Origin of the sequence: Stutzerimonas stutzeri, assembly GCF_024448955.1 — a bacterium.
Lineage (GTDB): Bacteria > Pseudomonadota > Gammaproteobacteria > Pseudomonadales > Pseudomonadaceae > Stutzerimonas > Stutzerimonas stutzeri_AQ.
The window spans coordinates 114,125-137,527 of the sequence record NZ_JAMOIH010000005.1; the positions used below are offsets into that span (position 1 = coordinate 114,125).

The following is a 23,403-nucleotide window of genomic DNA, read 5'->3' on the forward strand; positions in this document are numbered from 1 at the left end:
CATGACCAAGCATCAGCAGAAGCCGGCGTCCTTTCTAGAACGCCTGATTTTCAACAATCGACCGGCAGTGATCCTTGTCTGCCTGTTGATCAGCGTATTCCTGTTCTACCAGGCTGCTCAGGTCCGTCCTTCGACCAGCTTCGAAAAGATGATCCCGCTGGGGCACCCTTACATTCAGAACATGCTCCAGCATCGTGATGATCTGGCCAACCTGGGCAACACGGTGCGGATATCCGTCGCGGCCAAGGATGGTGACATCTTCTCCAAGGAGTACATGGAAACGCTGCGTCAGATCCATGACGAAGTGTTCTACATCCAGGGTGTCGACCGCTCGAACATGAAGTCGCTGTGGAGCCCCAGTGTTCGCTGGACCGAGGTGACAGAGCAGGGCTTCGCCGGTGGCGAGGTCATCCCGCAGACCTATGACGGCTCGCCTGAAAGCCTCGACGATTTGCGTAACAACATTCTCAAGTCCGGTCAGATCGGCCGCCTGGTGGCCAACGACTTCAAGTCCAGCATCATCGACGTGCCGCTGATGGAGTCCTATTCGGACCCGGACGACCGTAGCAAGCAGATCACTCTCGACTACCAGACGTTTTCCCACGAGCTCGAAGAGAAGATTCGTGACAAGTACGAGGCGCAGAATCCGAACGTGGAGATCCACATCATCGGTTTCGCCAAGAAGGTAGGCGATCTGATCGACGGGCTGGTCGGTGTCGCGTTGTTCTTCTTCGTTGCTATCGGCATCACCCTAGCGCTGCTGCTGTGGTTCACCCGCTGCTTCAAGAGCACCATCGCGGTGGTGGTGACTACGCTGATCGCCGTGGCCTGGCAGCTCGGCTTGCTGCACACGCTGGGCTTCGGGCTGGATCCCTATTCGATGCTGGTGCCGTTCCTGGTGTTTGCCATCGGTATTTCCCACGGCGTTCAGAAGATCAATGGCATCGCCATGGCGTCGGGCGAAACCGATGATCCGCTGGCGGCTGCACGCATGGCGTTCCGTCAGTTGTTCATCCCCGGCATGGTGGCGCTGGCGTCTGATGCCGTTGGTTTCGTGACGCTGCTGCTGATCGATATCGGTGTGATTCGCGAGTTGGCGATTGGCGCTTCGCTGGGCGTGGCGGTGATCATCCTGACCAACCTGATTCTGCTGCCGGTGGCGATTTCCTACATGGGTATCAGCCAGCGCGCGGTCAAACAGGCTCGCGAGGAAGCGGCGCGCAACCACCCGTTCTGGCGGTTGCTGTCGAATTTCGCCAACCCGGTGGTCGCGCCGATCTCCATCGTCATTGCCTTGCTCGCCGTGGGCGGCGGGCTTTGGTACGGGCAGAACCTGAAGATTGGCGATCTCGACCAGGGCGCACCGGAACTGCACCCGGATTCGCGCTACAACCTGGACAATGATTTCGTCATCCGCAACTACTCGACCAGCTCCGACGTGCTGGTGGTAATGGTCAAGACGGCGCCTGAAGGCTGCGCCCATTACGACACGCTCGCCGCCATGGACGAGCTGATGTGGAAGATGGAGAACACAGAGGGCGTGCAGTCGGCGGTGTCGATGGTCACCGTCGCGCGGCAGAGCATCAAGGGTATGAACGAGGGCAGCCTGAAATGGGAAACCCTGTCGCGTAACCAGTTCGTCCTGAACAGCTCCATCGCTCGTGCTGAGGGCATGTACAACGGCGATTGCTCGTTGGCGCCGGTGCTGGTGTTCCTCAACGATCACAAGGCTGAAACGCTGGAGCACGTCGTAGCCGCGGCGCGTGAGTTCGCCGAGGAGAACAACCGTGAAGGGTTGGAGTTTGTCCTTGCTGCCGGTAACGCCGGTATCGAAGCGGCTACCAACGAAGTCATCGCAGCCTCCGAAACCACGATGCTGATTGCGGTTTATGCGGCGGTGAGCTTTATGTGCCTGCTGACTTTCCGCTCCGTTGCCGCGACGCTCTGCGTGATTCTGCCGCTGGTGCTGACCTCGATCCTCGGCAATGCGCTGATGGCTTTCATGGGCATTGGTGTAAAGGTGGCGACATTGCCAGTAATCGCCTTGGGCGTGGGTATCGGTGTGGATTACGGCATCTACATCTATAGCCGGCTGGAGACGTATCTGCGCCAAGGTATGACGTTGCAGGAAGCCTACTATCAGACCTTGAAATCCACTGGCAAGGCGGTGATCTTCACCGGCGTCTGCCTGGCCATCGGCGTATTCACCTGGGTGTTCTCAGCGATCAAGTTCCAGGCGGACATGGGCCTGATGCTGACCTTCATGTTCCTCTGGAACATGGTCGGCGCGATCTGGCTGCTGCCAGCCCTGGCACGCTTCCTTATCAAGCCGGAGAAGCTGCAGCAGAAGGTGTGATGCTTCGGCAATAAGCAAAACCGCGGCCCATGGGTCGCGGTTTTTTTTGGGGGCGGAAGTGTTCGGTTCCGTGATGCGAAGCGTCTGGGTGCGCCCACTAGAAGCGTAGAAACGGTCACGAAAAACCAGCGCTGTACGCAACGCGAGCGTCTGTCGGACTGATCGACATCGCAAAGGAGTTGAAAGAGATAGCTTACGATCGGCAGAAAGCAGAACGCCCCGAGCCGGGGCGTTCTGCTTCTAGATCGAGCGTGTCAGAGCGCGGCAAACCCCGCCTGCTGTACCAGCTCCAGCAACGGCTGCGGATAAACCCCGAAGAAGAACGCAAGCAGGGCAATCGCCAGCAACATGATGCCGCCCGCGCGCTGTCCCCAATTGATCGGGGCGTCGTGGCGGCGAATGCCTGGTTCGACCAGGTACAGCGTCACCATGACCCGCAGGTAGTAGAACAGGCCCACCGCACTGCCGATGATCAGCGCGCCCAGCAACCACCACAGTTGGGATTCGACACCGGAGGCGATCACGTAGAACTTGCCGATGAAGCCTGCCGTCAGCGGAATGCCGGCCAGCGACAGCATCATCACGGTGAGCACGGCGGTGAGGTAGGGGCGGCGCCAGAACAGCCCGCGGTACTCATAGAGCGCATCGGCGTCGCGCCCGTTGAAGGGGCTCGACATCAAGGTGATCACCCCGAATGCACCCAGGGTGGTCAGCACGTAGGTCACCAGATACACGCCGATGGCTTCTACCGCCAGGCCCTTGCTGGCGATCAGCGCCACCAGCAGGTAGCCGAAGTGGGCGATGGAGGAGTAGCCGAGCAGGCGCTTGAGATTGCTCTGGTTCAACGCCAGCAGATTGCCGATCAGGATCGAGGCAATGGCGATCAGGCTCAGCGCATCGTTCAGCCAGCCGCCGCTGGTGGCCGGTGACAGCTGATACAGGCGCAGCAGCACGGCAAACACCGCGACCTTGCTGACGGTAGCCAGGAAGGTCGCCACCGGAGCCGGCGCGCCTTCGTAGACGTCTGGCGTCCACAGGTGGAAGGGGGCTAGTGAGAGCTTGAAACCTAGGCCGATCAGCATCATTCCGATACCGGCTTGCACCAGTACAGACGAGCCTTGCGCGGCCAGGCTGGCGCCGATGCCGGCGAAGCTGAGGCTGCCCGATTCGGCGTAGAGCAGCGCCATGCCGAACAGCAGGAACGCGCTGGCAGCGGCGGAAAGCACCATGTACTTGATCCCGGCTTCCAGCGAGCGCTTGTTGAAGAAGGCGTAGGCGACCAGCCCGTAAACCGGTACCGAGAGCAGTTCCAAGCCAATAAAGAACCCGGCCAGGTGCTGCGCGCTGACCAGCACCAGCCCGCCTGCTGCCGACAGTGCCATCAGCAAGTAGAGCTCCTCACGATTGCCGGGGAAGCCTTCGGAGCCGGCTTTCTCGCCCAGGTAGGCGTGCGCCAGGGTCACGCAGGCCAGGGTCGCGACCAGCACCACGGCGCTGTAGAAATAGGCGAAAGCGTCCAGCCGCAGAAGCGGCGTCACATCCAGCGGGCCAACCTGCAGCGCGGGCGCTATCGACAGCAGCGCGAGCGTCAGGCCAGCCGAAGTGACGATGAAACTGAGCCCGTGATGGCGCCGCCAGGCGATGGCCAGCATCACTGCGATAGCGGTGGTACCGGTGATCAGCAGGGGCAGCAGGGCGATGAAGTGTTGCTGTGTGAATTCCATGGCGAGCCTACCGAGCCGAAACTGTTGGGGATAAAGCGGTATCGATCCATTGCTGCACGCCGCTCATGGTGGCGAGCGAGGTGTCGAACACCGGCTGCGGATAGACGCCGAGCAGCACCAGCAGCACCGCCAGCAACAGCACCATGCCGATCTCGCGTGCGTCCAGGCCCTGCAACAGCCCTTCGGCCTTGGTCGGGCCAAAATAGGCGCGGTGGATCATCGCCAGCGAATAAATGGACGAGAGCACCAGACCGAAGGTGGCGATCACCACGACCCACGGCGAATTAGCGAAGGCGCCGAACAACACCACGAACTCGCCGATGAAGTTGCCGGTGCCGGGCAGGCCCAGCGAGGCGGCGGCGAAGAACAGGCTCAGCGGGGGCAACCAGGGCAGGCGCGACCACAGGCCGCCCATTTCGCGCATGTCCCGCGTGTGCAGGCGCTCATAGAGCTGGCCGCTGAGGATGAACAGTGCCGCGGCCGAGAGGCCGTGAGCGATCATCAGCACCACCGCGCCCTGCAGGGCGAGCTCGCTGCCCGAATAGATGCCGATCAGCACGAAGCCCATGTGCGAGACGCTGGAATAGGCGATCAGGCGCTTGATGTCGGTCTGCGCGAACGACAGCACTGCACCGTAGAAAATGCCGAGCAGACCCAGGCCCATGGCGATAGGCGCGAAGTCCATCGAGGCGTCGGGAAACAGCGGCAGGGCGAAGCGGATCATGCCGTAGGCGGCGGTTTTCAGCAGGATGCCGGCCAGGTCGACGGAGCCGGCGGTAGGCGCCTGGGCGTGGGCATCGGGCAGCCAGGAATGCAGTGGCACGATGGGGAACTTCACCGCGAAGGCGATGAAGAAGCCCAGCATCAGCAGATACTCGGTACCCGGCGCCAGATCGGCCTGGAGCAGCAGCTCGTAGTCGAAGGTCAGTACCCCGGTGGCGTGGTAGTTGGCCAGCACCAGGCCGAGAATGGCCACCAGCATGATCAGGCCGCTGGCCTGGGTGTAGATGAAGAACTTGGTCGCCGCGTTGATCCGCGAACGCTTGCCTTCCGAGCTGTGACCCCAGAGCGCGATAAGGAAGTACATCGGCACCAGCATCATTTCCCAGAAGAAGAAGAACAGGAACAGGTCCAGGGCGAGGAACACCCCGACCACGCCGCCGAGAATCCACATCAGGTTGAGGTGGAAGAAGCCGACGTGGCGCTGGATTTCCTTCCAGGAGCAGAGTACCGAGAGCACGCCGAGCAGGCCGGTGAGCATGATCATCAGCAGCGACAGGCCATCGAGCGCCAGGTGCAGGTTGATGCCGAAGCGCTCGATCCAGACGTGCTTGAATTCCACAGCCCAGTTGGCCTCGGCGCCGGGCGCGGGGGCGAGCTGGTAATTGCCGCCCGCCCACAGCCAGAGGCCGAGCACCAGCAGCAGCGACATGGTGAGCAGGGCGATCCAGCGCGGCATGCTTTTGTCGAAACGTTCGACGAACCAGCAGAGCAGGCCGCCGATGAAGGGAATCAGGATTAGCCAGGGCAGAATCACGATTTCGAGTCCTTGCGCAAATTCAGAGCAGAACGATGCCGAGCAACAGCACGGCTCCGCCAACGATGGACAGGGCGTACCAGCGCAACTGGCCGGTTTCGCTGCGGCTTAGCAGCACATGGCTACCCCGTGCCGTACGCGGTACCAATCCGATGGTGGCGTCGATGGGGTCGCGTCTCAGCAGGCGGGTAAGCCACAGGTAGGGCCGCACGAAAAGCTTGTCGTAAAGCCAGTCGAAGCCCCAGGCGGCGTACCACCAGGCCGAGAGGAAACGCCCCGGCGCGCTTTGTGCGATGGCGCTGACCAGGCCGCGCTTGCCGAGGAACAGCAGCGCCGCGAGTAGAATGCCGGCCAGGGCGATGGCGCCGGAGGCGATCTCCAGGCTGTGTTTGGCTTCGCCACCGGCATGGCCGACGCTCTGCGGCAGCACGCCGGCCAGCGGCGGCACGATCAGCGCGCCGACGAAGGTCGAGAGCACGATCAGCACCACCAGCGGCAGGTTGTGAGCCAGGCCGCGCCCGGCATGCGCCTCGGTCTTCGCCTCGCCGTGGAAGGCGATGAATATCAGGCGGAAGGTGTACAGCGAGGTCAGGAAGGCACCGGCCAACCCCGCGTAAAGCAGGCCGCTGTGACCGCTGGCGAAGGCTTCCCAGAGAATTTCGTCCTTGGAATAGAAGCCTGCGGTAATTAGCGGCAGTGCCGCCAGCGCCGCGCCGCCGACGATGAAGCTGGCGTAGGCCAGCGGCAGCTTCTTCCAGAGCCCGCCCATCCTGAAGATGTTCTGCTCGTGGTGGCAGGAGCTGATCACCGAACCGGAGGCGAGGAACAGCAGCGCCTTGAAGAAAGCATGGGTCATCAAGTGGAAGATCGCCGCGTCCCAGGCGCCGACGCCCAGGGCCAGGAACATGTAGCCGATCTGGCTCATGGTCGAGTAGGCAAGGATGCGCTTGATGTCGGTCTGCACCAGCGCGGCGAAGCCGGCCAGTACCAGGGTCACGCCACCGACGATGCCCACCAGTTCCAGCACGTCCGGCGCCAGCAGGAACAAGCCGTGGGTGCGGGCGATCAGGTAGACGCCGGCAGTAACCATGGTCGCCGCATGGATCAGTGCGGAAACCGGCGTCGGGCCAGCCATGGCGTCGGCCAGCCAGGTCTGCAACGGCAGTTGAGCGGACTTGCCCACGGCGCCGCCCAGCAGCGCCAGGGTCGCAAGGGTGATCCACAGATCGCCTTCGGCGAACTTCTGGGGTGCCAGCGCTAGCAATTCCGGGATATTCAGCGTGCCGAGCTGGACGAACAGGATGAACAAACCGAAGGCCATCAGCACATCGCCGACACGGGTAACGATGAAGGCCTTGAGCGCGGCGTTGCCGTTCTTGCGTTCCTTGAAGTAGAAGCCGATCAGCAGGTAGGAGCACAGCCCCACACCTTCCCAGCCGAAGTACAGCAGCAGCAGGTTGTCGCCCAGCACCAGCAACAACATGCTGAAGATGAACAGGTTGGTGTAGGCGAAGAAGCGCGAGTAACCCTCTTCACCGCGCATGTACCAGCTGGCGAACAGGTGGATCAGGAAACCCACGCCGGTGACCACGCCGAGCATGGTCAGCGACAGGCCGTCCAGGTGCAGGCCGAAGGCGACGCTGAAGCCGGCCACATCCAGCCATTGCCACAAATGCTGGTTGAACACGCCGCCCGCGGGGGGCGAGCTGTTGAACTGCCAGATGCACAGCGCGCTGATCATCGCCGACAGGCCGACCGAGCCGACGCCGATCACAGCTGCCAGGTTTTCGGAGATCCGCCCGCGCGAGAACGCCAGCAGGAAGTAGCCGAGCAGCGGGAAAACGAAGGTCAGGAATAGTAGGTTCATCCGCGCATCTCGCTTGCAGCATCGACATCGAGGGTGTTGAAGCGGCGATACAGCTGCAGCAGGATCGCCAAGCCGATAGCGGCCTCGGCGGCGGCCAGGGTGATCACCAGGATGAACATGATTTGCCCATCCGGCTGCGCCCAGCGGCTACCGGCCACGACGAAGGCCAGGCCCGCGGCGTTCATCATCACTTCCAGGCTCATCAGCATGAACAGGATGTTGCGCCGCACCATCAGTCCGACCAGGCCCAGACAGAACAGCACGGCGGCGATGGCCAGGCCGTGCTCCATTGGAATCGAATGCATGGCTTACTCCTTCGCCTCGTAGCGGCCCAGATGGAAGGCGGCAACCAGTGCTGCCAGCAGCAGCATTGAAGCCAACTCGACAGCCAGCAGGTAAGGCCCGAACAGGGCGATGCCGACTTCCTTGGGGCCGACGGTGGTCAGGCCTGCCGGTGCGTATTCCGGCGCCGAGAACAAGGCCCAGAGCAACTGCGCCAGCAGGATCGCCGCCAGCAGTGACGGACCTATCCAGACGCGCGGCGCCATCCAGGCGCGCTCCTGGCCGGCGGTGTTGCGCCCCAGGTTGAGCATCATCACCACGAACACGAAGAGCACCATGATGGCGCCGGCATAGACGATGATTTCCAGCGCGCCGGCAAAGGGCGCGCCGAGGGCGAAGAAGCACATCGACACGGCCAGCAGCGAGGTGATCAGGTAGAGCAGGGCATGCACCGGGTTGCTGCCGGTGACCACCCTCAGCGTGGCGACCACGGCCACGCCGGCGGAAAAGTAGAAAGCGAATTCCATCAGTACGTCCTCGACCGGTGGGAAGCCGGCGCGAGGCCGGCTGGCGCAGCATCTGTGAATCGAACGAGCGTCATGGCAACAACCCCTTGACGTTGATCGGCTCCGCCTCGTTCTGCGCGGCGCCCTTGGGCTTGCCGGCGATGGCCAGGCCCGAGACGCGGTAGAAGTTGTAGTCGTGATACTTGCCGGTGCCGGAAATCAGCAGGTCTTCCTTCTCGTAAACCAGTTCCTGGCGCTTGTATTCGCCCATCTCGAAGTCCGGGGTGAGCTGGATCGCGTTGGTCGGGCAGGCCTCCTCACAGAAACCGCAGAAGATGCAGCGCGAGAAGTTGATGCGGAAGAACTCGGGATACCAGCGGCCCTCGTCGGTCTCGGCTTTCTGCAATGAGATGCAGGCCACCGGGCAGGCCACCGCACAGAGGTTGCAGGCCACGCAGCGTTCTTCGCCGTCGGGATCACGGGTCAGGACGATGCGACCGCGATAGCGCGGCGGCAGGTAGACCTGCTCTTCCGGGTATTGCAGGGTGTCGCGCTTGCGAAAGCCGTGGCTGAAGACCATCACCAGGCTGCGCAGTTGGGTGTAGGTGCCGTGGAGCACCGCGCCAATGTACTTGAACATCGAATTTTCTCCTTACTGGGCCGCGGCCAGCACGAGCGCGCCGGTCACCAGCAGGTTGATCAGGGTCAGCGGCAGGCAGAACTTCCAACCGAAGGCCATCACCTGGTCGTAGCGCGGGCGCGGCAGCGAGGCGCGCAACAGCACGAACAGCATGATGAAGAAACCGGTCTTGATCGCGAAATAGAAGAACGACAGCCAGGGCAGGGTATCCAGGAAGGGGCCGTGCCAACCGCCGAAGAACAATGTGGTCAGCAGCGCCGAGATGGTCACGATGCCGATGTACTCGCCGACGAAGAACATGCCCCACTTCATCCCGGCATATTCGACGTGGTAACCGTCGGCCAGCTCCTGCTCGGCCTCCGGCTGGTCGAAGGGGTGGCGGTGGGTGACCGCGACGCCAGCAACAAAGAAGGTACAGAAGCCGAGGAACTGCGGAATGATGAACCACAGGTTCTGCTGCTGGTACTCGACGATGTCGCGCATGTTGAACGAGCCGACCTGGGCGACGATGCCCATCAGCGACAGCCCGAGAAACACCTCGTACGACACCGTCTGCGCCGAGGCGCGCAGGGCGCCGAGCAGGGCGAACTTGTTGTTGCTCGCCCAGCCGGCGAACAGCACCGCGTACACCGTGAGACCGGCCATGGCGAAGAAGAACAGCAGGCCGATGTTCAGGTCCGCCACGCCCCAGGTCGGGGTGATCGGCACGATGACGAAGGCCAGCAGCAGCGAACTCATCGCCACCACCGGCGCCAGGGTGAAAATCAGCCGGTCGGAGAACGGCGGGTTCCAGTCTTCCTTGAAGAACATCTTCAGCATGTCGGCGGCGATCTGGAACATGCCGAACGGGCCGACCCGGTTGGGGCCGTAGCGGTCCTGCCACCAACCCAGCAGGCGACGTTCGACGAAGCTCAGCAAGGCACCGCACACCACGACGGCCAGCATGATGACCAGCGCCTTGACGACGGCGATGATCACGTCGATCACTTCGGGAGTCAGCCAGTTCATTGAATGGCCTCCAGTTCAGTGGCCAGGCAGGTGCTGTTCAGTACCGGAATGCCTTCGAGGCCGACCGGCAGCCCGACCAGGCCGAGGCCCAGTGATTCATCGATACGCACCGGCAGCTGCAGGTGCCGATCAGCGATCCGCAGGCTGATCGGCTCGCCTTCAACCACGCCAAGGCGCTGGGCTTCGGCTTCGGCCAGGGCGACATAGGGCTGCGGGATGCGGCTCTGGATAGGTGCGGCGAGCGCCGTGGTCTCTTCGCTGCCGAACAGATGATGCAGCGGCACCACCTGCCAGCTGCCGAGTGCGGGGGCGAAGGCGGCGGGCGCGGTTTTCCAGGCCAGGTCCTGACGAACGTCGTCGAGCAGGCGCACACCCGGGTCACCGGCACGCAGGTGGCCGCCGACTTCGTCCTGGAACTTGTTCCAGGCCTGCGGCGAGTTCCAGCCCGGCGACCAGGCGAAGGGGATCTGCTGGCGGTCCTCGGCGCTGCCGGAATAGCCTTCCATGGAGTAGGCGAACGGCGAGTCCTGGTCCTGCGGCTGACGCGGTTCGTGCACGCTGATGTTGGCGCGCATGGCGGTACGGCCGCTGTAGCGCAGCGGCTCGCGGGCCATTTTCAGGCCCTTGATGCGGAACGAGGAAAGCGGCGCAGCGGCCAGAATACCCTGCAGTTGCGGGTTGGCCGCGGCGCAATCGGCGGTGGCCTGATCCAGGTTGGTCCAGTCCACGGCCTTGCCCTGCAGCGTGCATTGCAGCGCGTGCATCCAGCGCCAGCCTTCGCGTACCAGTATCTTGCCGTCGTAATAGCTGGGCTCGAAGACCTGGAAGAAACGCTGCGCGCGCCCTTCCTGGCTGACCAGGGTGCCGTCGGCTTCGGCGAAGCTGGCGGCCGAGAGCACTAGATGGGCCTTGGCGGTGGTGGCGGTCTGCTGGTGATCGGCGACGATTACGGCCTGGGCGGCGGCCAGGGCCTTGTCCACCTTGGCCTGATCGGCGCGGCGGTAGAGGTCGTTTTCCAGCACGATCACGGCCTCAGCCTCTCCGGTGATCAGCGCATCCAGCGCGGCATCCACGGATTCGCCACCGAGCAGCGCCACGCCGAGGCTGTTGGCTTCCGGCACGACGAGGCTGAGGGAGGCGCTCTTCTCGCGGTTCTTCAGCGCCTGGGCAATGTTGCCGGCGGCTTCGATCAGGCTTTTCTCGCCCAGCGAAGCGCCGCTGATCAGCAAAGGACGCTTGGCGGCGAGCAGGGCGTCGGCGACCTGCTGCACCAGCTCGCGGGCTTCGGCTTCCAGGCCATCCACCGCCGGCGCGCTGGGGTCGATGGCGTGGGCCACGGCGAAACCAAGACGGGCCAGATCGACCGGTGCGGCATGCACACTCTGCTCGGCGATGTCGTCGAGACGGGTTTCGCTGACGCTGGCGATGAACACCGGATGCAGGGCGTTCTGGGCAACGTTCTGCACCGCCGCCACGTGCCAGTCCTGGATCTTCATCGAGGCGGCGATCTCGGTGGCCTTGCCTTTCGCAGCCTGGCGCACGGCCAGGGCCATGCGGGCAGCGGTCTGGGTCAGGTCTTCGCCGAGGATGAACACGGCATCGTGGCTTTCGATGTCGCGCATCGTCGGCACCGGCAGCGGGCCGTTCTGCAGCAGTTGGCGGATCAGCCGGATATTCTCCAGCTCGGCGGCGGCGATGCCGCTGTAGAAGTTTTCCGCGCCGACCAGCGCACGCAGGGCGTGGTTGCTTTCCAAGCTGGCGCGTGGCGAGCCGATGCCGATCACGCGCTTGCCGCGCAGCAGCTCGGCGGCACTGTCCAGGGCGGCGTCGATGCCGAGCCTGTCCGCGCCCAGCAGCGGCTGGCGTGGGCGATCACTGCGGTTGACGTAGCCATAGCCGAAGCGCCCGCGGTCGCAGAGGAAGTAGTGGTTCACTTCGCCATTGAAACGGTTCTCGATGCGGCGGATTTCGCCGTAGCGCTCGCCGGGGCTGATGTTGCAGCCGGACGCGCAGCCATGACAGATGCTCGGCGCGAACTGCATGTCCCACTTGCGGTTGTAGCGCTCCGAATGAGTCTTGTCGGTGAACACGCCGGTGGGGCAGACCTCGGTGAGGTTGCCGGAGAATTCACTTTCCAGCACGCCGTCTTCGACACGGCCGAAATAGACGTTGTCGTGGGCGCCGAATACGCCGAGGTCGGTGCCGCCGGCGTAGTCCTTGTAGTAGCGCGTGCAGCGGTAGCAAGCGATGCAGCGGTTCATCTCATGGGCGATGAACGGGCCGAGTTCCTGGTTCTGGTGGGTGCGCTTGGTGAAGCGATAACGGCGCTGGTTGTGGCCGGTCATCACCGTCATGTCCTGCAGATGGCAGTGACCGCCTTCCTCGCACACCGGGCAGTCGTGCGGGTGGTTGATCATCAGCCACTCCACCACGCTGGCGCGGAAGGCCTTGGCTTCCTCGTCGTCGATGGATATCCAGCTGTTGTCTGTGGCGGGCGTCATGCAGGACATGACCAGCCGGCCGCGGGTGTCGTTCTCGTCGCTGTACTGCTTGACCGCGCACTGGCGGCAGGCGCCGACGCTGCCAAGCGCCGGGTGCCAGCAGAAATAGGGGACATCGAGGCCGAGCGACAGACAGGCCTGCAGCAGGTTGTCCGCCCCATCGACTTCGTAGTCTTTGCCGTCTACGTGGATAGTGGCCATTTCTAGGTCTTCTCATCCCGCTTGCGCGGGTTTGGCTAATAGGAAACTTTTTCCGCTGAAGGTCGAGATCAGGGCTGGACGAGGCCGTACGGCTCGTTCGTCCAGCGTTCAGCCTTCAGCGTCTTTCAATTCTTCATGCCGGCTGCGGAGGCGCGGTTGCCGCCTGGGCGACACCCGCCTCGAATTCGTCCCGGAAGTACTTGATCGCGGCGCCCAGCGGCTCTACCGCGCCGGGTGCGTGGGCGCAGAAGGTCTTGCCCGGGCCGAGGAAGTCCACCAGCCGCAGCAGGATGTCCAGGTCCTGGCGCGTGCCCTGGCCGCGCTCCAGTGCGCGCAGGGTCTTCACGCTCCAGGGCAGGCCGTCACGGCACGGCGTGCACCAGCCGCAGGATTCGCGGGCAAAGAACTCTTCCATGTTGCGCAGCAGCGAGACCATGCTAACGGTGTGGTCGACGGCCAGCGCCAGGCCGGTGCCCATGCGCGTGCCGACCTTGGCGATGCCGCCGGCGTACATCTGCGCCTCGAGGTGCTCGGGCAACAGGAAACCGGTGCCGGCGCCGCCGGGCTGCCAGCATTTGAGGGTGTAGCCATCCTTCATGCCGCCGGCGTAGTCCTCGAAGAGCTCGCGCGCGGTGATGCCGAAGGGCAATTCCCAGATGCCGGGGGTCTTCACCTTGCCGGAGAAGCCCATCAGCTTGCTGCCGTGGTCTTCGCTGCCGGGGCGCGCCAGCGACTTGTACCACTCCACGCCGTTGCCGATGATTGCCGGCACGTTGCACAGGGTCTCGACGTTGTTGACGCAGGTTGGCTTGCCCCAGACGCCGACAGCGGCGGGGAAGGGCGGCTTGGCGCGGGGGTTGGCTCGACGGCCTTCCAGCGAGTTGATCAGCGCGGTTTCCTCGCCGCAGATGTAGCGGCCGGCGCCGGTATGCACGAACAGCTCGAAATCGAAGCCCGAGCCCAGAATGTTCTTGCCCAGCAGGCCGGCGGCCTTGGCTTCGTCGATGGCGCGGTTGAGATTGCGTGCCGCGTCGACGTATTCGCCGCGCAGGAAGATGTAGCCGCGATAGGCCTTGAGCGCGCGGGCGCTGATGATCATGCCTTCCACCAGCAGGTGTGGCAGCTGCTCCATCAGCAGGCGATCCTTCCAGGTGTTGGGCTCCATCTCGTCCGCGTTGCACAGCAGGTAGCGGATGTTCAGCGATTCGTCGGTGGGCATCAGGCCCCACTTCACGCCCGTGGGGAAGCCGGCGCCGCCACGGCCCTTGAGGCCGGATTCCTTCACCGTTTGCACGATATCGGCCTGGGCCATGTCGGCCAGCGCCTTGCGCAGCGCGTCGTAGCCGTTCTTCTGGCGATACTCGTCGAGCCATACCGGCTGGCCGTCGTCGCGCAGGCGCCAGGTCAGCGGATGGGTTTCTTCGCTACGGGCAATGCGGTTGGCCGGGCCGATGGATGCCAATTGCTTCATGGTGCTCATTGAAAGGCCTCCAGCAACTGGGCGACGCCACCGGGCTGAACGTCACCGAAGGTGTCGTCGTCGATCATCAGCGCCGGGGCCTTGTCGCAGTTGCCCAGGCAGCACACCGGAATCAGGGTGAAGCGGCCATCGGCGGAAGTCTGGCCGGGCTCAATGCCGATTTCATTCCTGATGCTGTCCAGCACGTTTTCATGGCCGCCGATGTAGCAGGTCATGCTGTCGCAGACGCGGATGATGTGGCGGCCCACCGGCACGCGGAAGATCTGACTATAGAAGGTGGCCACGCCTTCGACGTCGCTGGCCGGGATGCCGAGGATCTCGCCGATGGCATCGCAGGCGCCGTCCGGCACCCAGCCGCGGGCCTTCTGCACGATCTTCAGGGCTTCGATGCTGGCCGCGCGCGGGTCTTCGTAATGGTGCATTTCGTGCTCGATGGCCGAGCGTTCGGTTTCGCTGAGGACGAAACGGTCAGTCTTGATCAGAGTGCTCATATCAGCGGTCCACGTCGGCCATAACGAAATCGATGCTGCCCAGATAGGCGATCAGGTCCGGGATCATGCTGCCGCGGATCACCGAGGGGATCTGCTGCAGATGCGGGAAGCTGGGCGTGCGGATGCGCGTGCGGTAGCTCATGGTGCTGCCGTCGCTGGTCAGGTAATAGCTGTTGATGCCCTTGGTCGCTTCGATCATCTGGAAGCTCTCGTTGGCCGGCATCACCGGACCCCAGGACACCTGCAGGAAGTGCGTGATCAGGGTTTCGATGTGCTCCAGCGTGCGCTCTTTCGGCGGCGGCGTGGTCAGCGGGTGATCGGCCTTGTAGGGGCCTTCGGGCATGTGTTTGAGGCACTGTTCGATAATCTTCAGGCTCTCGCGCATTTCGCCCATCTTGACCATACAACGGTCATAGGCGTCGCCGTTGACGGCCAGTGGCACTTCGAAATCGAAATGCTGATAGCCGGAGTAGGGTCGCGCCTTGCGGATGTCGAAGTCGAGACCGGTGGCGCGCAGGCCGGCACCGGTGACGCCCCATTCCAGGGCCTCTTTGGTGTTGTACGACGCGACGCCTTTGGTACGACCGATCAGGATGCTGTTCTTCAGCGCGGCCTTTTCGTATTCCTTCAGGCGTTTGGGCATCCAGTCGAGAAATTCGCGAACCAGCTTGTCCCAGCCGCGCGGCAGATCGTGCGCGACGCCGCCGATGCGGTACCAGGCCGGGTGCATACGGAACCCGGTGATGGCTTCGATGACCTTGTAGGCGCGCTGGCGGTCGGTGAAGGTGAAGAACACCGGCGTCATCGCGCCGACGTCCTGGATGTAGGTACCCAGGTACAGCAGGTGGTTCTGGATACGGAAGAACTCGGCCATCATCACGCGGATGAAGTCGACGCGGTCCGGCACGGTGATGCCGGCCAGTTTCTCCACCGCCAGCACGTAGGGCAGGTTGTTCATTACCCCGCCGAGGTAGTCGATGCGGTCGGTGTAGGGGATGAAGCTGTGCCAGCTCTGGCGCTCGGCCATCTTTTCGGCGCCACGGTGGTGGTAGCCGATCTCCGGCACGCAATCGAGGATTTCCTCGCCATCGAGCTGCAAGATGATGCGGAAAGCGCCATGGGCCGAAGGGTGGTTGGGGCCGAGGTTGAGGAACATGTAGTCCTCGTGCTCGCTGTGGCGCTGCATGCCCCAGTCCTCGGGTTTGAAGCGCAGGGCTTCCTGCTCCAGGTCCTGCTTGGCGGCATTCAGGCTGTAGGGATCGAACTCGGTGGCGCGCGCCGGGTAGTCCTTGCGCAGCGGATGGCCTTCCCAGGTCGGCGGCATCAGCATGCGGGTGAGGAACGGGTGGCCATCGAAGGTGATGCCGAACATGTCCCAGATTTCGCGCTCGTACCAGTTGGCGTTGGGCCAGACGGAGACGGCGGTGGGCAGGTTCATGTCGCCTTCGCGGAGCGCGACCTTGATCATCACATCGCTGTTTCGCTCCAGCGACATCAGGTGATAGAAGACGCTGAAATCAGCGGCAGGCAGGCCACGTCGCTGGGTGCGCAGGCGCTCGTCGGTGGCGCTCAGGTCGTAGAGCATCACGTAGGGCTTGCTGACCTGGCGCAGGAAACTCAGCACTTCGATGAGCTTTTCGCGGGGTACCCAGAGCACCGGCATGCCGGTCAGGCTGGGTTGCAGCGTGAAGGTCTCGGCGCCGAAGCGCGCGTTCAGTTCGACGACGATATCCTGGTCGTCAGCCTTGTAGGGCGGGATGTACAGAGCATTGCCTGCAGTCATGATCTCGGTCGCTTTCGGTCAACGTTTGGGTGTGGAGAGGCCTTCCGGATGGAAAGCCGGGCTCACACGTCGTCGGGGCTGCGCAGGTTGGTGACCTGGATACGCTGTTCGCGTCGCTGTTCCTTCTGCGACGGCATTTCGGCGCGATAGACGCCTTGATCACCGACGACCCAGGAAAGCGGGCGGCGCTCCTTGCCGATGGACTCCTGCAACAATTGCAAGCCTTGCAGGAACGCCTCGGGGCGGGGCGGGCAGCCGGGTATGTACACGTCCACGGGGAGGAACTTGTCGACCCCCTGAACGACCGAGTAAATGTCGTACATACCACCGGAATTGGCGCACGAACCCATGGAAATGACCCACTTGGGTTCGAGCATCTGTTCGTACAGGCGCTGGATGATCGGCGCCATCTTGATGAAGCAGGTGCCGGCAATGACCATGAAATCGGCCTGGCGCGGCGAAGCACGGATTACTTCAGCACCGAAGCGGGCGATGTCATGAGGCGCGGTGAAGGCCGTGGTCATCTCCACATAGCAGCACGACAGGCCGAAGTTGTACGGCCAGAGGGAGTTCTTGCGCCCCCAGTTGACCGCGCCACTCAGCACGTCTTCCAGTTTGCCCATGTAGATGTTGCGATGAACCTGGTCTTCTAATGGATCGGCAACAGTCTCCTGCTGGCCGATCGGATAACGGTCATTGACCGCATCCGGATCGATCCGGGTAAGTTTGTATTGCATGTGAAGAGCCTCATTGTTTTAGCTTCGCCTGTCGCTCGCGACGGCTGGATGGCGCCCAATCGAGCGCACCCACCCGCCAAAGGTAGACAAGACCCGCCAACAGAATTGCTATGAATACGGTAGCTTCAATGAGGCCCGCCCAGCCGCTTTCGCGCACCGAGACAGCCCAGGCAAAGAGATATAGGGCTTCAACGTCGAAGATCACGAAGAGCATCGCGACCAGATAGAATTTTGCGGAGAAACGCAGCCGGGCGTTGCCCGTGGGGAGAATGCCTGACTCGAAGGGCTCGTTCTTGGCGCGGCCCCAGGCCTTACTGCCAAGCAGGCTGGATACGCCGAGCATGAATGCGCAGAGTGCGATAACGCCGAGAACGAATACTGCGAAGCCCCAATTATGGGACAGAGATACATCAGGCATGCCGGGCCCCTTAGCGGAACGGCTTATGTATGTCCAGCTTGCGACAGCGACCAAGCGTCGCAACTCCTAATGGCCGGGCATTCTATGCCTATGAAAAGTTTAAGTACATGTTTCTACATGAAACATATTGAAGTATTTCTGACGTTTATTTGATGTCACTCAATAATTGCAGGCCGCGAAACGGCGCCGGGCCGGCCTTCTGCAGAGGCAGTGACCGGCTGTCGCAATCTTCGCGTGGTTGGGCCTGTGCATCTGTTTACTTATGCTACGCAGTCATCGAGCATGGCCTTCGTGTACGCAGCAACCTCACCGATTACGAGAATTGCCGGACTTTTTAGCTGAAAGGCCAGGGCATCGCGGCACATGTCCGCCAGGCTGGAGCGGCATTCGCGTTGCTGCGTAAGGGAGGCGTTTTCGATCATCGCGACGGCGGTCCACGCCGGCAGACCGCCTTCGATCAGGCCAGCCTGTACCTGATGCAGGCTGCTGACGCCCATGTAGACGACCAGTGTCGTGCCGGTTTTCGCCAGCGCGTGCCACTCGGGACTGCTGTTATCCAGCGTATGTGCTGTAACCAAGGTAACGCCACGGGCGACGCCGCGATGGGTCAGCGAAATACCGCATTGAGTCGCGCCGGCAAGGCCTGCGGTTATGCCATTGACGATCTCCGCTTCGACGCCACGCTCCGCCAGCCATTCCGCTTCTTCACCGCCGCGTCCGAAAATGCACGGATCGCCGCCTTTCAGGCGCACCACACACTTGCCCTGGCGCGCGTAGCGCAACATCAATCGATGGATGAAGGCCTGTGGCGTCGAGCGGCAACCGCCGCGCTTGCCCACTGGGATGACCCGTGCGTTCGGGCAGTGTTCGAGCACGGCGGGATTGACTAAGTCGTCGATCAGCACCACCTGCGCCTCGCCCATGGCCCGCACGGCCTTGAGCGTCAATAGTTCCGGATCACCGGGACCTGCTCCCACCAGCCATACTTTTGCGCTCATGTGTCTATCTCTCATGCTGCTTCGATCATGCTGACGATGCGCTATGCATCGCCTGTTCCGTCGTGGTTGTCGTTCAGGCCACCGTTGGCTGTTTCACCAGCAGTCGCCTGATTTCCGGTACGCAGGAGCCACAGCTGGTCCCGCAGCCCAGTTCCCGCTTCAAGCCATCCAGATCCAGGCCCCGTTCGATTCCCGCACAGACCGCATCCTGGCTGACGTTCATGCAGTTACACAGGGTCTTGCCTGCGCGTATTGCACCCACAGGCGGCGTGCTTAGGGGTGCCAACAGCCAGCGGCGTAGCGCCTGGTCAACATTGCCGTCATGCCAGAGCTGCTTCAGCCATTGGCGTGCCGCGGTTTCACCGGACAGGCTGAGGGCGACGATGCGGCCGTCTTCGATGCGCACCCGCTTGCCAACGCCGCGGCGCGGATCGTCGTAGACCAGCACCGAACCTTCATCCAGCCGCAGCAAATGATTGAGCTGCGCCAGTAACGCTGTGCTCGGCGCCTCGCTATCAGCGGCGCGGATCACCAACGCTTCGCGGTCCCGCCCGGCAAGGCTGAAATTGGCGTAGGCGAACCCCTCGAACAATGGGCGCAGCGTCTCGAAACGTTGCTGCACCGAGCCTTCGACGAGGGCGAAGAACTGCCAGGGCAGCTCGATTTTTTCCACCTCGACACCGGCGTGCTTGAGTTCGGGTTGTTTCGAAATCGGGTCGAATGCCGGCAATGTGAGCCGGTTGACGCCCAACCCCTTGAGGAAGCGATCGCCCCAATGCATGGGCATGAATAGCTGGCCAGGGCGCAGGCTTTCATCCTCGCGTACCGGCAACAGCAGCTCGCCACGGCGGCTGCGGACCTTGACCAGTTGGCCATCGAGCAGCCGACGGCTACGCATGTCCTCGGCGCTCATGCTCAGCAGCGCTTCTTCGACATGGCTGAACAGGCGCGCGGCGGTGCCGGTGCGGCTCATGCCATGCCATTGATCGCGCAGGCGACCCGTGTTCAGCGTCAGCGGGAACTGGGTTTCGCGTTTCTCCTTCGGCGCCTGATAGTGCTCGGCGATAAAGCGTGCGCGGCCGTCATCGGTCGGGAACACGCCGTCGCCGTAGAGCCGCGGCGTGCCTCGCTGGCTGCCGGCAGGGAAGGGCCATTGTTGTGGGCCGAGCTGATCAATCACCGCATGACTGAGACCGGACAGGTCCAGGTCACGGCCCTGGGTGAGCAATTTGTATTCCTCGAACAGCGCGGCGGCGGTGTCGAACGCGAACAGGCTCGCTTGATCGGGGCGCATCAGGCTTTCCAGCCGGCGAGCAAAATCACAGGTGATCGACCAATCGGCGCGCGCCTCGCCCGGTGCGGGAATGGCGCGTCGCACATGGCTGACACGGCGCTCGGAGTTGGTCACGGTGCCGTCCTTCTCGCCCCAACTGGCCGCGGGCAGCAGCAGATCGGCGTAGCGGCAGGTCTCGGTGGTGAAGAAGGCTTCCTGGACGACCACGAAAGGGCATGCCGCCAGCGCTTGGTGAATGCTCTGCTGGTCAGGCATCGATTGTGCGGGGTTGGTGCAGGCGATCCACAGCGCCTTGACCTTGCCGCTGCGTACGGCATCGAACAGTTCTATCGCGGACAGGCCCGACGTATCAGGCAGCGCCGGCACGCCCCAATAGTTGGCGACGTCGGCGCGATGTTGTGCGTTGCCCGATTCGCGATGGCCTGGCAACAGGTTGGATAGGCTGCCTGTTTCGCGTCCGCCCATGGCGTTGGGCTGGCCCGTCAGCGAGAAGGGGCCGGCGCCGGGTTTGCCGATCTGGCCCATGGCGAGGTGGAGATTGATCAGCGCGCTGTTCTTGGCGCTGCCGGAGGTCGACTGGTTTACGCCCATGCACCAGAGCGACAGAAAGCTAGGCGCGCTACCAATCAAACGAGCACAAATCTGCAAGTCTTCGGTGCTGACGCCGCACAGGTCCGCGACCCTGGCCGGACTGTATTCACGCACCATGTCACCGAGTTCGTCGAACCCATCGGTGTGAGCGTCGATGTAGTCCCGGTCGACCCAGCCTTCGCGCAGCAGAATGTGCAGAATGCCGTGGAACAGCGCGACATCGCTGCCCGGCAGGATCGCCAAATGCAGGTCGGCCAAATCACAGGTGTCGGTGCGTCGCGGATCGACCACGATGACTTTCATTTGCGGCCGCTTCGCCTTGGCTTCTTCCAGGCGGCGAAACAGCACCGGGTGGGCATAGGCCATGTTGCTGCCGACGATCAGCAGGCAGTCGCTCTGTTCGATGTCTTCGTAGCTGCACGGCGGCGCGTCGGCACCGAGGCTGCGCTTGTAACCGGCAACGGCGGACGACATGCACAGGCGCGAGTTGGAGTCGATGTTGTTGGTGCCGACCAGCGCGCGGGCGAGCTTGTTGAACGCGTAGTAGTCCTCGGTCAGCAACTGGCCGGAGATGTAGAAGGCGACGCTGTCCGGGCCGTGTTTCGCAATCGTCTCGGCGAATACATGGGCGGCATGGTCGAGCGCGCTATCCCAGTCGGTGCGGGTACGGGCCAGGTCTTTGCCCAGGCGCAACTCGGGGTAGAGCGCGCGAGCGTCCAAATCACCGGTCAGGTGCAAGGTCGATCCCTTGCTGCACAGCTTGCCGAAGTTGGCTGGATGATTCGGATCGCCAGCGACATCGAGGATGCGCTCGCCGTCGTGCTCGATCAGCACGCCGCAGCCGACGCCGCAGTAGCAGCAGGTGGATGCAGTGGTCTGGCGCATGGCGTTTTCTCTCCTGATCTGGTGGGCTTGGTGCGCTGTCAGGCACATTCGGTTGTGCTATCGGGTGACAACCGAACGGATTCACTACTGCTGCGTAGCGCCTCGCTCTCCACGCCCGAAGCGGGCTGGCCTAAGCCGGTCGCACCAAACATCAGGCAATCCCGAATATCACTGACGTTCTGACCTTCGCGCACCTGGCGGAAATACCAGCCGGCATCGGAGGTATCGCCGTACAGGCAGGCTCCAACGAGGACGTCGTCCTTGATCACCAGTTTCTTGTATACGCCGCCGATGGGGTCGGAGAGGGTGATGGTCTCGGTGCCTTCACCGCCGATGAAATCACCGGCAGAGAATAGGTCGATTCCGGTGACCTTCAGCTTGGTCGACGTCACCGAGCCCGGGTAACGGGAGAATCCCAGCATCGCCAGGTGATTGGCGCAGACCCGGGCCTGCTCGAACACGGGCGCGACCAGCCCGTAGGCGGTGCCCCGATGGCTGGCGCATTCACCGACGGCATAGACGCGGGGGTCATAGGTCTGCAGGGTGTCGCTGACGAGAATGCCGCGGTTGCAGGGGATTCCGGCTTGCTCCGCCAGCGCGCTATTGGGACGGATGCCGGCGGCCATGACCACCAGATCGGCGTTGATCACTTCGCCGTCGGTGAAGCGTACGGCCTGGACCCGGCCCTGATCGTTGCCAATCAGTTCGGCGGTCTGCTTGTTCATCCTGAAGATCAGGCCGCGGGCTTGCAGCGCGTTCTGCAGCAAGGTGCCGGCGCTCTGGTCGAGCTGGCGCTCCATCGGCCATTCGCCGAGGTGCACTACAGTCACCCGCATGCCGCGCAGCTTCAGGCCGTTGGCCGCTTCCAGCCCGAGTAATCCGCCACCGATTACCACGGCGTGCCTGTGGTTCCTGGCGGCGTCCAGCATCGCCTGGGTGTCGGCGATATCGCGATAGCCGATCACCCCGTCGAGCTGATTACCGGGAATCGGCAGGATGAAGGGGGTCGAACCGGTGGCGATGAGCAGCCGGTCATACTCGGCTTCGCTGGCGTCCTCAGCGATCACCCGACGCCTGATCCGGTCGATCTGAATCACCTTGCGGTTGAGTAGCAGGCGGATGCCGTTCTTCGCATACCAGTCGAGGTCGTTGAGCACGATCTCCTCGAAGGTTTGCTCGCCGGCCAATACGGGCGAAAGCAGGATACGGTTGTAGTTGGGATGGGGCTCGGCGCCGAATACCGTGATGTCGTAGAGATTAGGGGCGAGCTTGAGCAGTTCCTCTAGGGTACGAACCCCGGCCATGCCATTGCCGATCATCACGAGTCTGAGTTTTTTCATACCGTTCTCCGCGCGAGCTGGGCGTCAACGAAAAAGGCGCCCCCACCGGTTACCCGGTGAGGACGCCTTTGTCCTTGTTCCGTATTCGGAGCCCGGCCCTCCACATTGAAGGCCCGGCTTGTGTTGCTCCTGACAATGCAGGGGCTGTGCCAACCCTGTGTTGGCTTGGTTTCCGGCGCTTAGCGTCAGCGACGGGGCATGGTGAGGCTGTGTTTTTTGCACCGCTATGATGCGCGCCGTGCAGCACTGGTGCAGTCAAGCCGCCTAGCACGCGGCAAATTCGCCGTTGACAGCACCCGTGCGGCTTTTTATTGTTTCGCCTCATGCGCCGATTTAGTCAGCTACTTGCGGGGCGCCTGGAGCCGAAGGCTTCGAAATACCGCTAAAGCGCTGGTTCGGTGTCGCCTCCCACCGCTGCCCAGCGGAATCCTCGAGGCGGGATATCTTTCATGAATGCATCGCAACGCACCTCTCTACGTTTGGCCCCCATCACCAGCGGGCTGGTCCGCAGCAATCCGAAAATTCTCCTTGGTGGCAATCATCAGCCGTCGCTGTTGCGCTATCTGGACGGTTGGCCGAAGCGCTGGGGAAAGCCGCGCGCTTTCCTCGTTCAGTTCACCGGTGCCGATGAATCACTGGCGCATTTCGCCACCAACAGCTTCGATCTGGCGGTCATCCAAGCACCGAGCGGCGAACGGCTCGAGGAATGCGTGCGCGAGCTGACCCGTGTTGCGCGCCAGGGGCTGATCGTTCGGCGTTGATCG

17 protein-coding genes and 1 pseudogene are annotated in these 23,403 nt (G+C 62.9%); 2 read left to right on the forward strand and 16 right to left on the reverse strand.

All coding sequences use genetic code 11. The annotated features are described in order from the left end of the window. Position 1: 1 nt before the first annotated feature. Positions 2-2,356 carry an efflux RND transporter permease subunit gene (locus tag NA645_RS07060; RefSeq protein WP_256048180.1) on the forward strand — a complete coding sequence of 785 codons (2,355 nt, stop codon included), beginning with the start codon at positions 2-4 and terminating at the stop codon, positions 2,354-2,356. Positions 2,357-2,610: 254 nt separating this feature from the next. On the opposite strand, the gene nuoN is transcribed toward NA645_RS07060, so the two are convergent. The 16 genes and pseudogenes from nuoN to NA645_RS07140 form a co-directional block, all read right to left on the reverse strand. Continuing rightward, positions 2,611-4,080 (reverse strand): NADH-quinone oxidoreductase subunit NuoN, encoded by a 1,470-nt coding sequence (gene nuoN, locus NA645_RS07065; protein ID WP_256048181.1) that lies wholly within the window; start codon positions 4,078-4,080, stop codon positions 2,611-2,613. 7 nt (positions 4,081-4,087) lie between these two features. Beyond that, positions 4,088-5,617, reverse strand: a complete 1,530-nt coding sequence (gene nuoM, locus NA645_RS07070) for an NADH-quinone oxidoreductase subunit M (RefSeq protein ID WP_256048183.1) — start codon at positions 5,615-5,617, stop codon at positions 4,088-4,090. 22 nt (positions 5,618-5,639) lie between these two features. Then, positions 5,640-7,484: an NADH-quinone oxidoreductase subunit L gene (nuoL, locus tag NA645_RS07075; RefSeq protein WP_256048184.1), complete on the reverse strand. Its 1,845-nt coding sequence runs from the start codon at positions 7,482-7,484 to the stop codon at positions 5,640-5,642. Continuing rightward, positions 7,481-7,789: an NADH-quinone oxidoreductase subunit NuoK gene (nuoK, locus tag NA645_RS07080; RefSeq protein WP_058076041.1), complete on the reverse strand. Its 309-nt coding sequence runs from the start codon at positions 7,787-7,789 to the stop codon at positions 7,481-7,483. Before nuoK ends, nuoL begins: the two co-directional genes overlap by 4 nt. Positions 7,790-7,792: 3 nt before the next feature. After that, complete coding sequence (gene nuoJ / locus NA645_RS07085; RefSeq protein WP_256048185.1) at positions 7,793-8,293, reverse strand: NADH-quinone oxidoreductase subunit J; 501 nt, start codon at positions 8,291-8,293, stop codon at positions 7,793-7,795. Between the two features lie 70 nt (positions 8,294-8,363). Further along, positions 8,364-8,912, reverse strand: coding sequence for an NADH-quinone oxidoreductase subunit NuoI (gene nuoI / locus NA645_RS07090; RefSeq protein ID WP_256048186.1), 549 nt, complete (start codon positions 8,910-8,912; stop codon positions 8,364-8,366). Between the two features lie 12 nt (positions 8,913-8,924). Beyond that, entirely contained in the window at positions 8,925-9,920 is a 996-nt protein-coding gene (nuoH, locus tag NA645_RS07095; RefSeq protein WP_256048187.1) for an NADH-quinone oxidoreductase subunit NuoH, read from the reverse strand. Beyond that, the gene (nuoG, locus tag NA645_RS07100; RefSeq protein ID WP_256048188.1) at positions 9,917-12,622 is read right to left on the reverse strand and encodes an NADH-quinone oxidoreductase subunit NuoG; all 2,706 of its coding nucleotides are present in this window, start codon (positions 12,620-12,622) and stop codon (positions 9,917-9,919) included. Before nuoG ends, nuoH begins: the two co-directional genes overlap by 4 nt. Before the next feature lie 133 nt (positions 12,623-12,755). Further along, the gene (nuoF, locus tag NA645_RS07105; protein WP_256048326.1) at positions 12,756-14,093 is read right to left on the reverse strand and encodes an NADH-quinone oxidoreductase subunit NuoF; all 1,338 of its coding nucleotides are present in this window, start codon (positions 14,091-14,093) and stop codon (positions 12,756-12,758) included. A gap of 5 nt (positions 14,094-14,098) precedes the next feature. After that, positions 14,099-14,593, reverse strand: coding sequence for an NADH-quinone oxidoreductase subunit NuoE (gene nuoE, locus NA645_RS07110; RefSeq protein WP_256048189.1), 495 nt, complete (start codon positions 14,591-14,593; stop codon positions 14,099-14,101). A 1-nt stretch (position 14,594) separates the two neighbouring features. After that, complete coding sequence (gene nuoC / locus NA645_RS07115; protein ID WP_256048190.1) at positions 14,595-16,376, reverse strand: NADH-quinone oxidoreductase subunit C/D; 1,782 nt, start codon at positions 16,374-16,376, stop codon at positions 14,595-14,597. Between the two features lie 62 nt (positions 16,377-16,438). Continuing rightward, positions 16,439-17,113, reverse strand: coding sequence for a NuoB/complex I 20 kDa subunit family protein (locus NA645_RS07120; RefSeq protein ID WP_014852512.1), 675 nt, complete (start codon positions 17,111-17,113; stop codon positions 16,439-16,441). 10 nt (positions 17,114-17,123) lie between these two features. After that, positions 17,124-17,531, reverse strand: coding sequence for an NADH-quinone oxidoreductase subunit A (locus NA645_RS07125; protein WP_131648471.1), 408 nt, complete (start codon positions 17,529-17,531; stop codon positions 17,124-17,126). A 260-nt stretch (positions 17,532-17,791) separates the two neighbouring features. Beyond that, complete coding sequence (gene cobA / locus NA645_RS07130) at positions 17,792-18,529, reverse strand: uroporphyrinogen-III C-methyltransferase (protein WP_256048191.1); 738 nt, start codon at positions 18,527-18,529, stop codon at positions 17,792-17,794. Positions 18,530-18,602: 73 nt separating this feature from the next. Then, positions 18,603-21,299, reverse strand: a complete 2,697-nt coding sequence (locus tag NA645_RS07135; RefSeq protein ID WP_256048192.1) for a nitrate reductase — start codon at positions 21,297-21,299, stop codon at positions 18,603-18,605. Positions 21,300-21,427: 128 nt separating this feature from the next. After that, positions 21,428-22,639 (reverse strand): annotated as a pseudogene (locus tag NA645_RS07140) (NAD(P)/FAD-dependent oxidoreductase); the annotation flags it as partial. A gap of 449 nt (positions 22,640-23,088) precedes the next feature. Here NA645_RS07140 and NA645_RS07145 point away from each other — a divergent pair. Continuing rightward, a complete protein-coding gene (locus NA645_RS07145; RefSeq protein WP_256048193.1) occupies positions 23,089-23,400 on the forward strand; it encodes a class I SAM-dependent methyltransferase in 312 nt (103 codons plus the stop codon). The last annotated feature ends 3 nt before the right edge of the window (positions 23,401-23,403 follow it).

Coding starts and splice junctions, on each gene's coding strand:
- NA645_RS07060 (WP_256048180.1), top strand. CDS start 2: ATGACCAAGCATCAGCAGAAGCCGGCGTCCTTTCTAGAACGCCTGATT.
- nuoN (WP_256048181.1), bottom strand. CDS start 4,080: ATGGAATTCACACAGCAACACTTCATCGCCCTGCTGCCCCTGCTGATC.
- nuoL (WP_256048184.1), bottom strand. CDS start 7,484: ATGAACCTACTATTCCTGACCTTCGTTTTCCCGCTGCTCGGCTACTTC.
- nuoK (WP_058076041.1), bottom strand. CDS start 7,789: ATGCATTCGATTCCAATGGAGCACGGCCTGGCCATCGCCGCCGTGCTG.
- nuoJ (WP_256048185.1), bottom strand. CDS start 8,293: ATGGAATTCGCTTTCTACTTTTCCGCCGGCGTGGCCGTGGTCGCCACG.
- nuoI (WP_256048186.1), bottom strand. CDS start 8,912: ATGTTCAAGTACATTGGCGCGGTGCTCCACGGCACCTACACCCAACTG.
- nuoH (WP_256048187.1), bottom strand. CDS start 9,920: ATGAACTGGCTGACTCCCGAAGTGATCGACGTGATCATCGCCGTCGTC.
- nuoG (WP_256048188.1), bottom strand. CDS start 12,622: ATGGCCACTATCCACGTAGACGGCAAAGACTACGAAGTCGATGGGGCG.
- nuoF (WP_256048326.1), bottom strand. CDS start 14,093: ATGAAGCAATTGGCATCCATCGGCCCGGCCAACCGCATTGCCCGTAGC.
- nuoE (WP_256048189.1), bottom strand. CDS start 14,593: ATGAGCACTCTGATCAAGACTGACCGTTTCGTCCTCAGCGAAACCGAA.
- nuoC (WP_256048190.1), bottom strand. CDS start 16,376: ATGACTGCAGGCAATGCTCTGTACATCCCGCCCTACAAGGCTGACGAC.
- NA645_RS07120 (WP_014852512.1), bottom strand. CDS start 17,113: ATGCAATACAAACTTACCCGGATCGATCCGGATGCGGTCAATGACCGT.
- NA645_RS07125 (WP_131648471.1), bottom strand. CDS start 17,531: ATGCCTGATGTATCTCTGTCCCATAATTGGGGCTTCGCAGTATTCGTT.
- cobA (WP_256048191.1), bottom strand. CDS start 18,529: ATGAGCGCAAAAGTATGGCTGGTGGGAGCAGGTCCCGGTGATCCGGAA.
- NA645_RS07135 (WP_256048192.1), bottom strand. CDS start 21,299: ATGCGCCAGACCACTGCATCCACCTGCTGCTACTGCGGCGTCGGCTGC.
- NA645_RS07145 (WP_256048193.1), top strand. CDS start 23,089: ATGAATGCATCGCAACGCACCTCTCTACGTTTGGCCCCCATCACCAGC.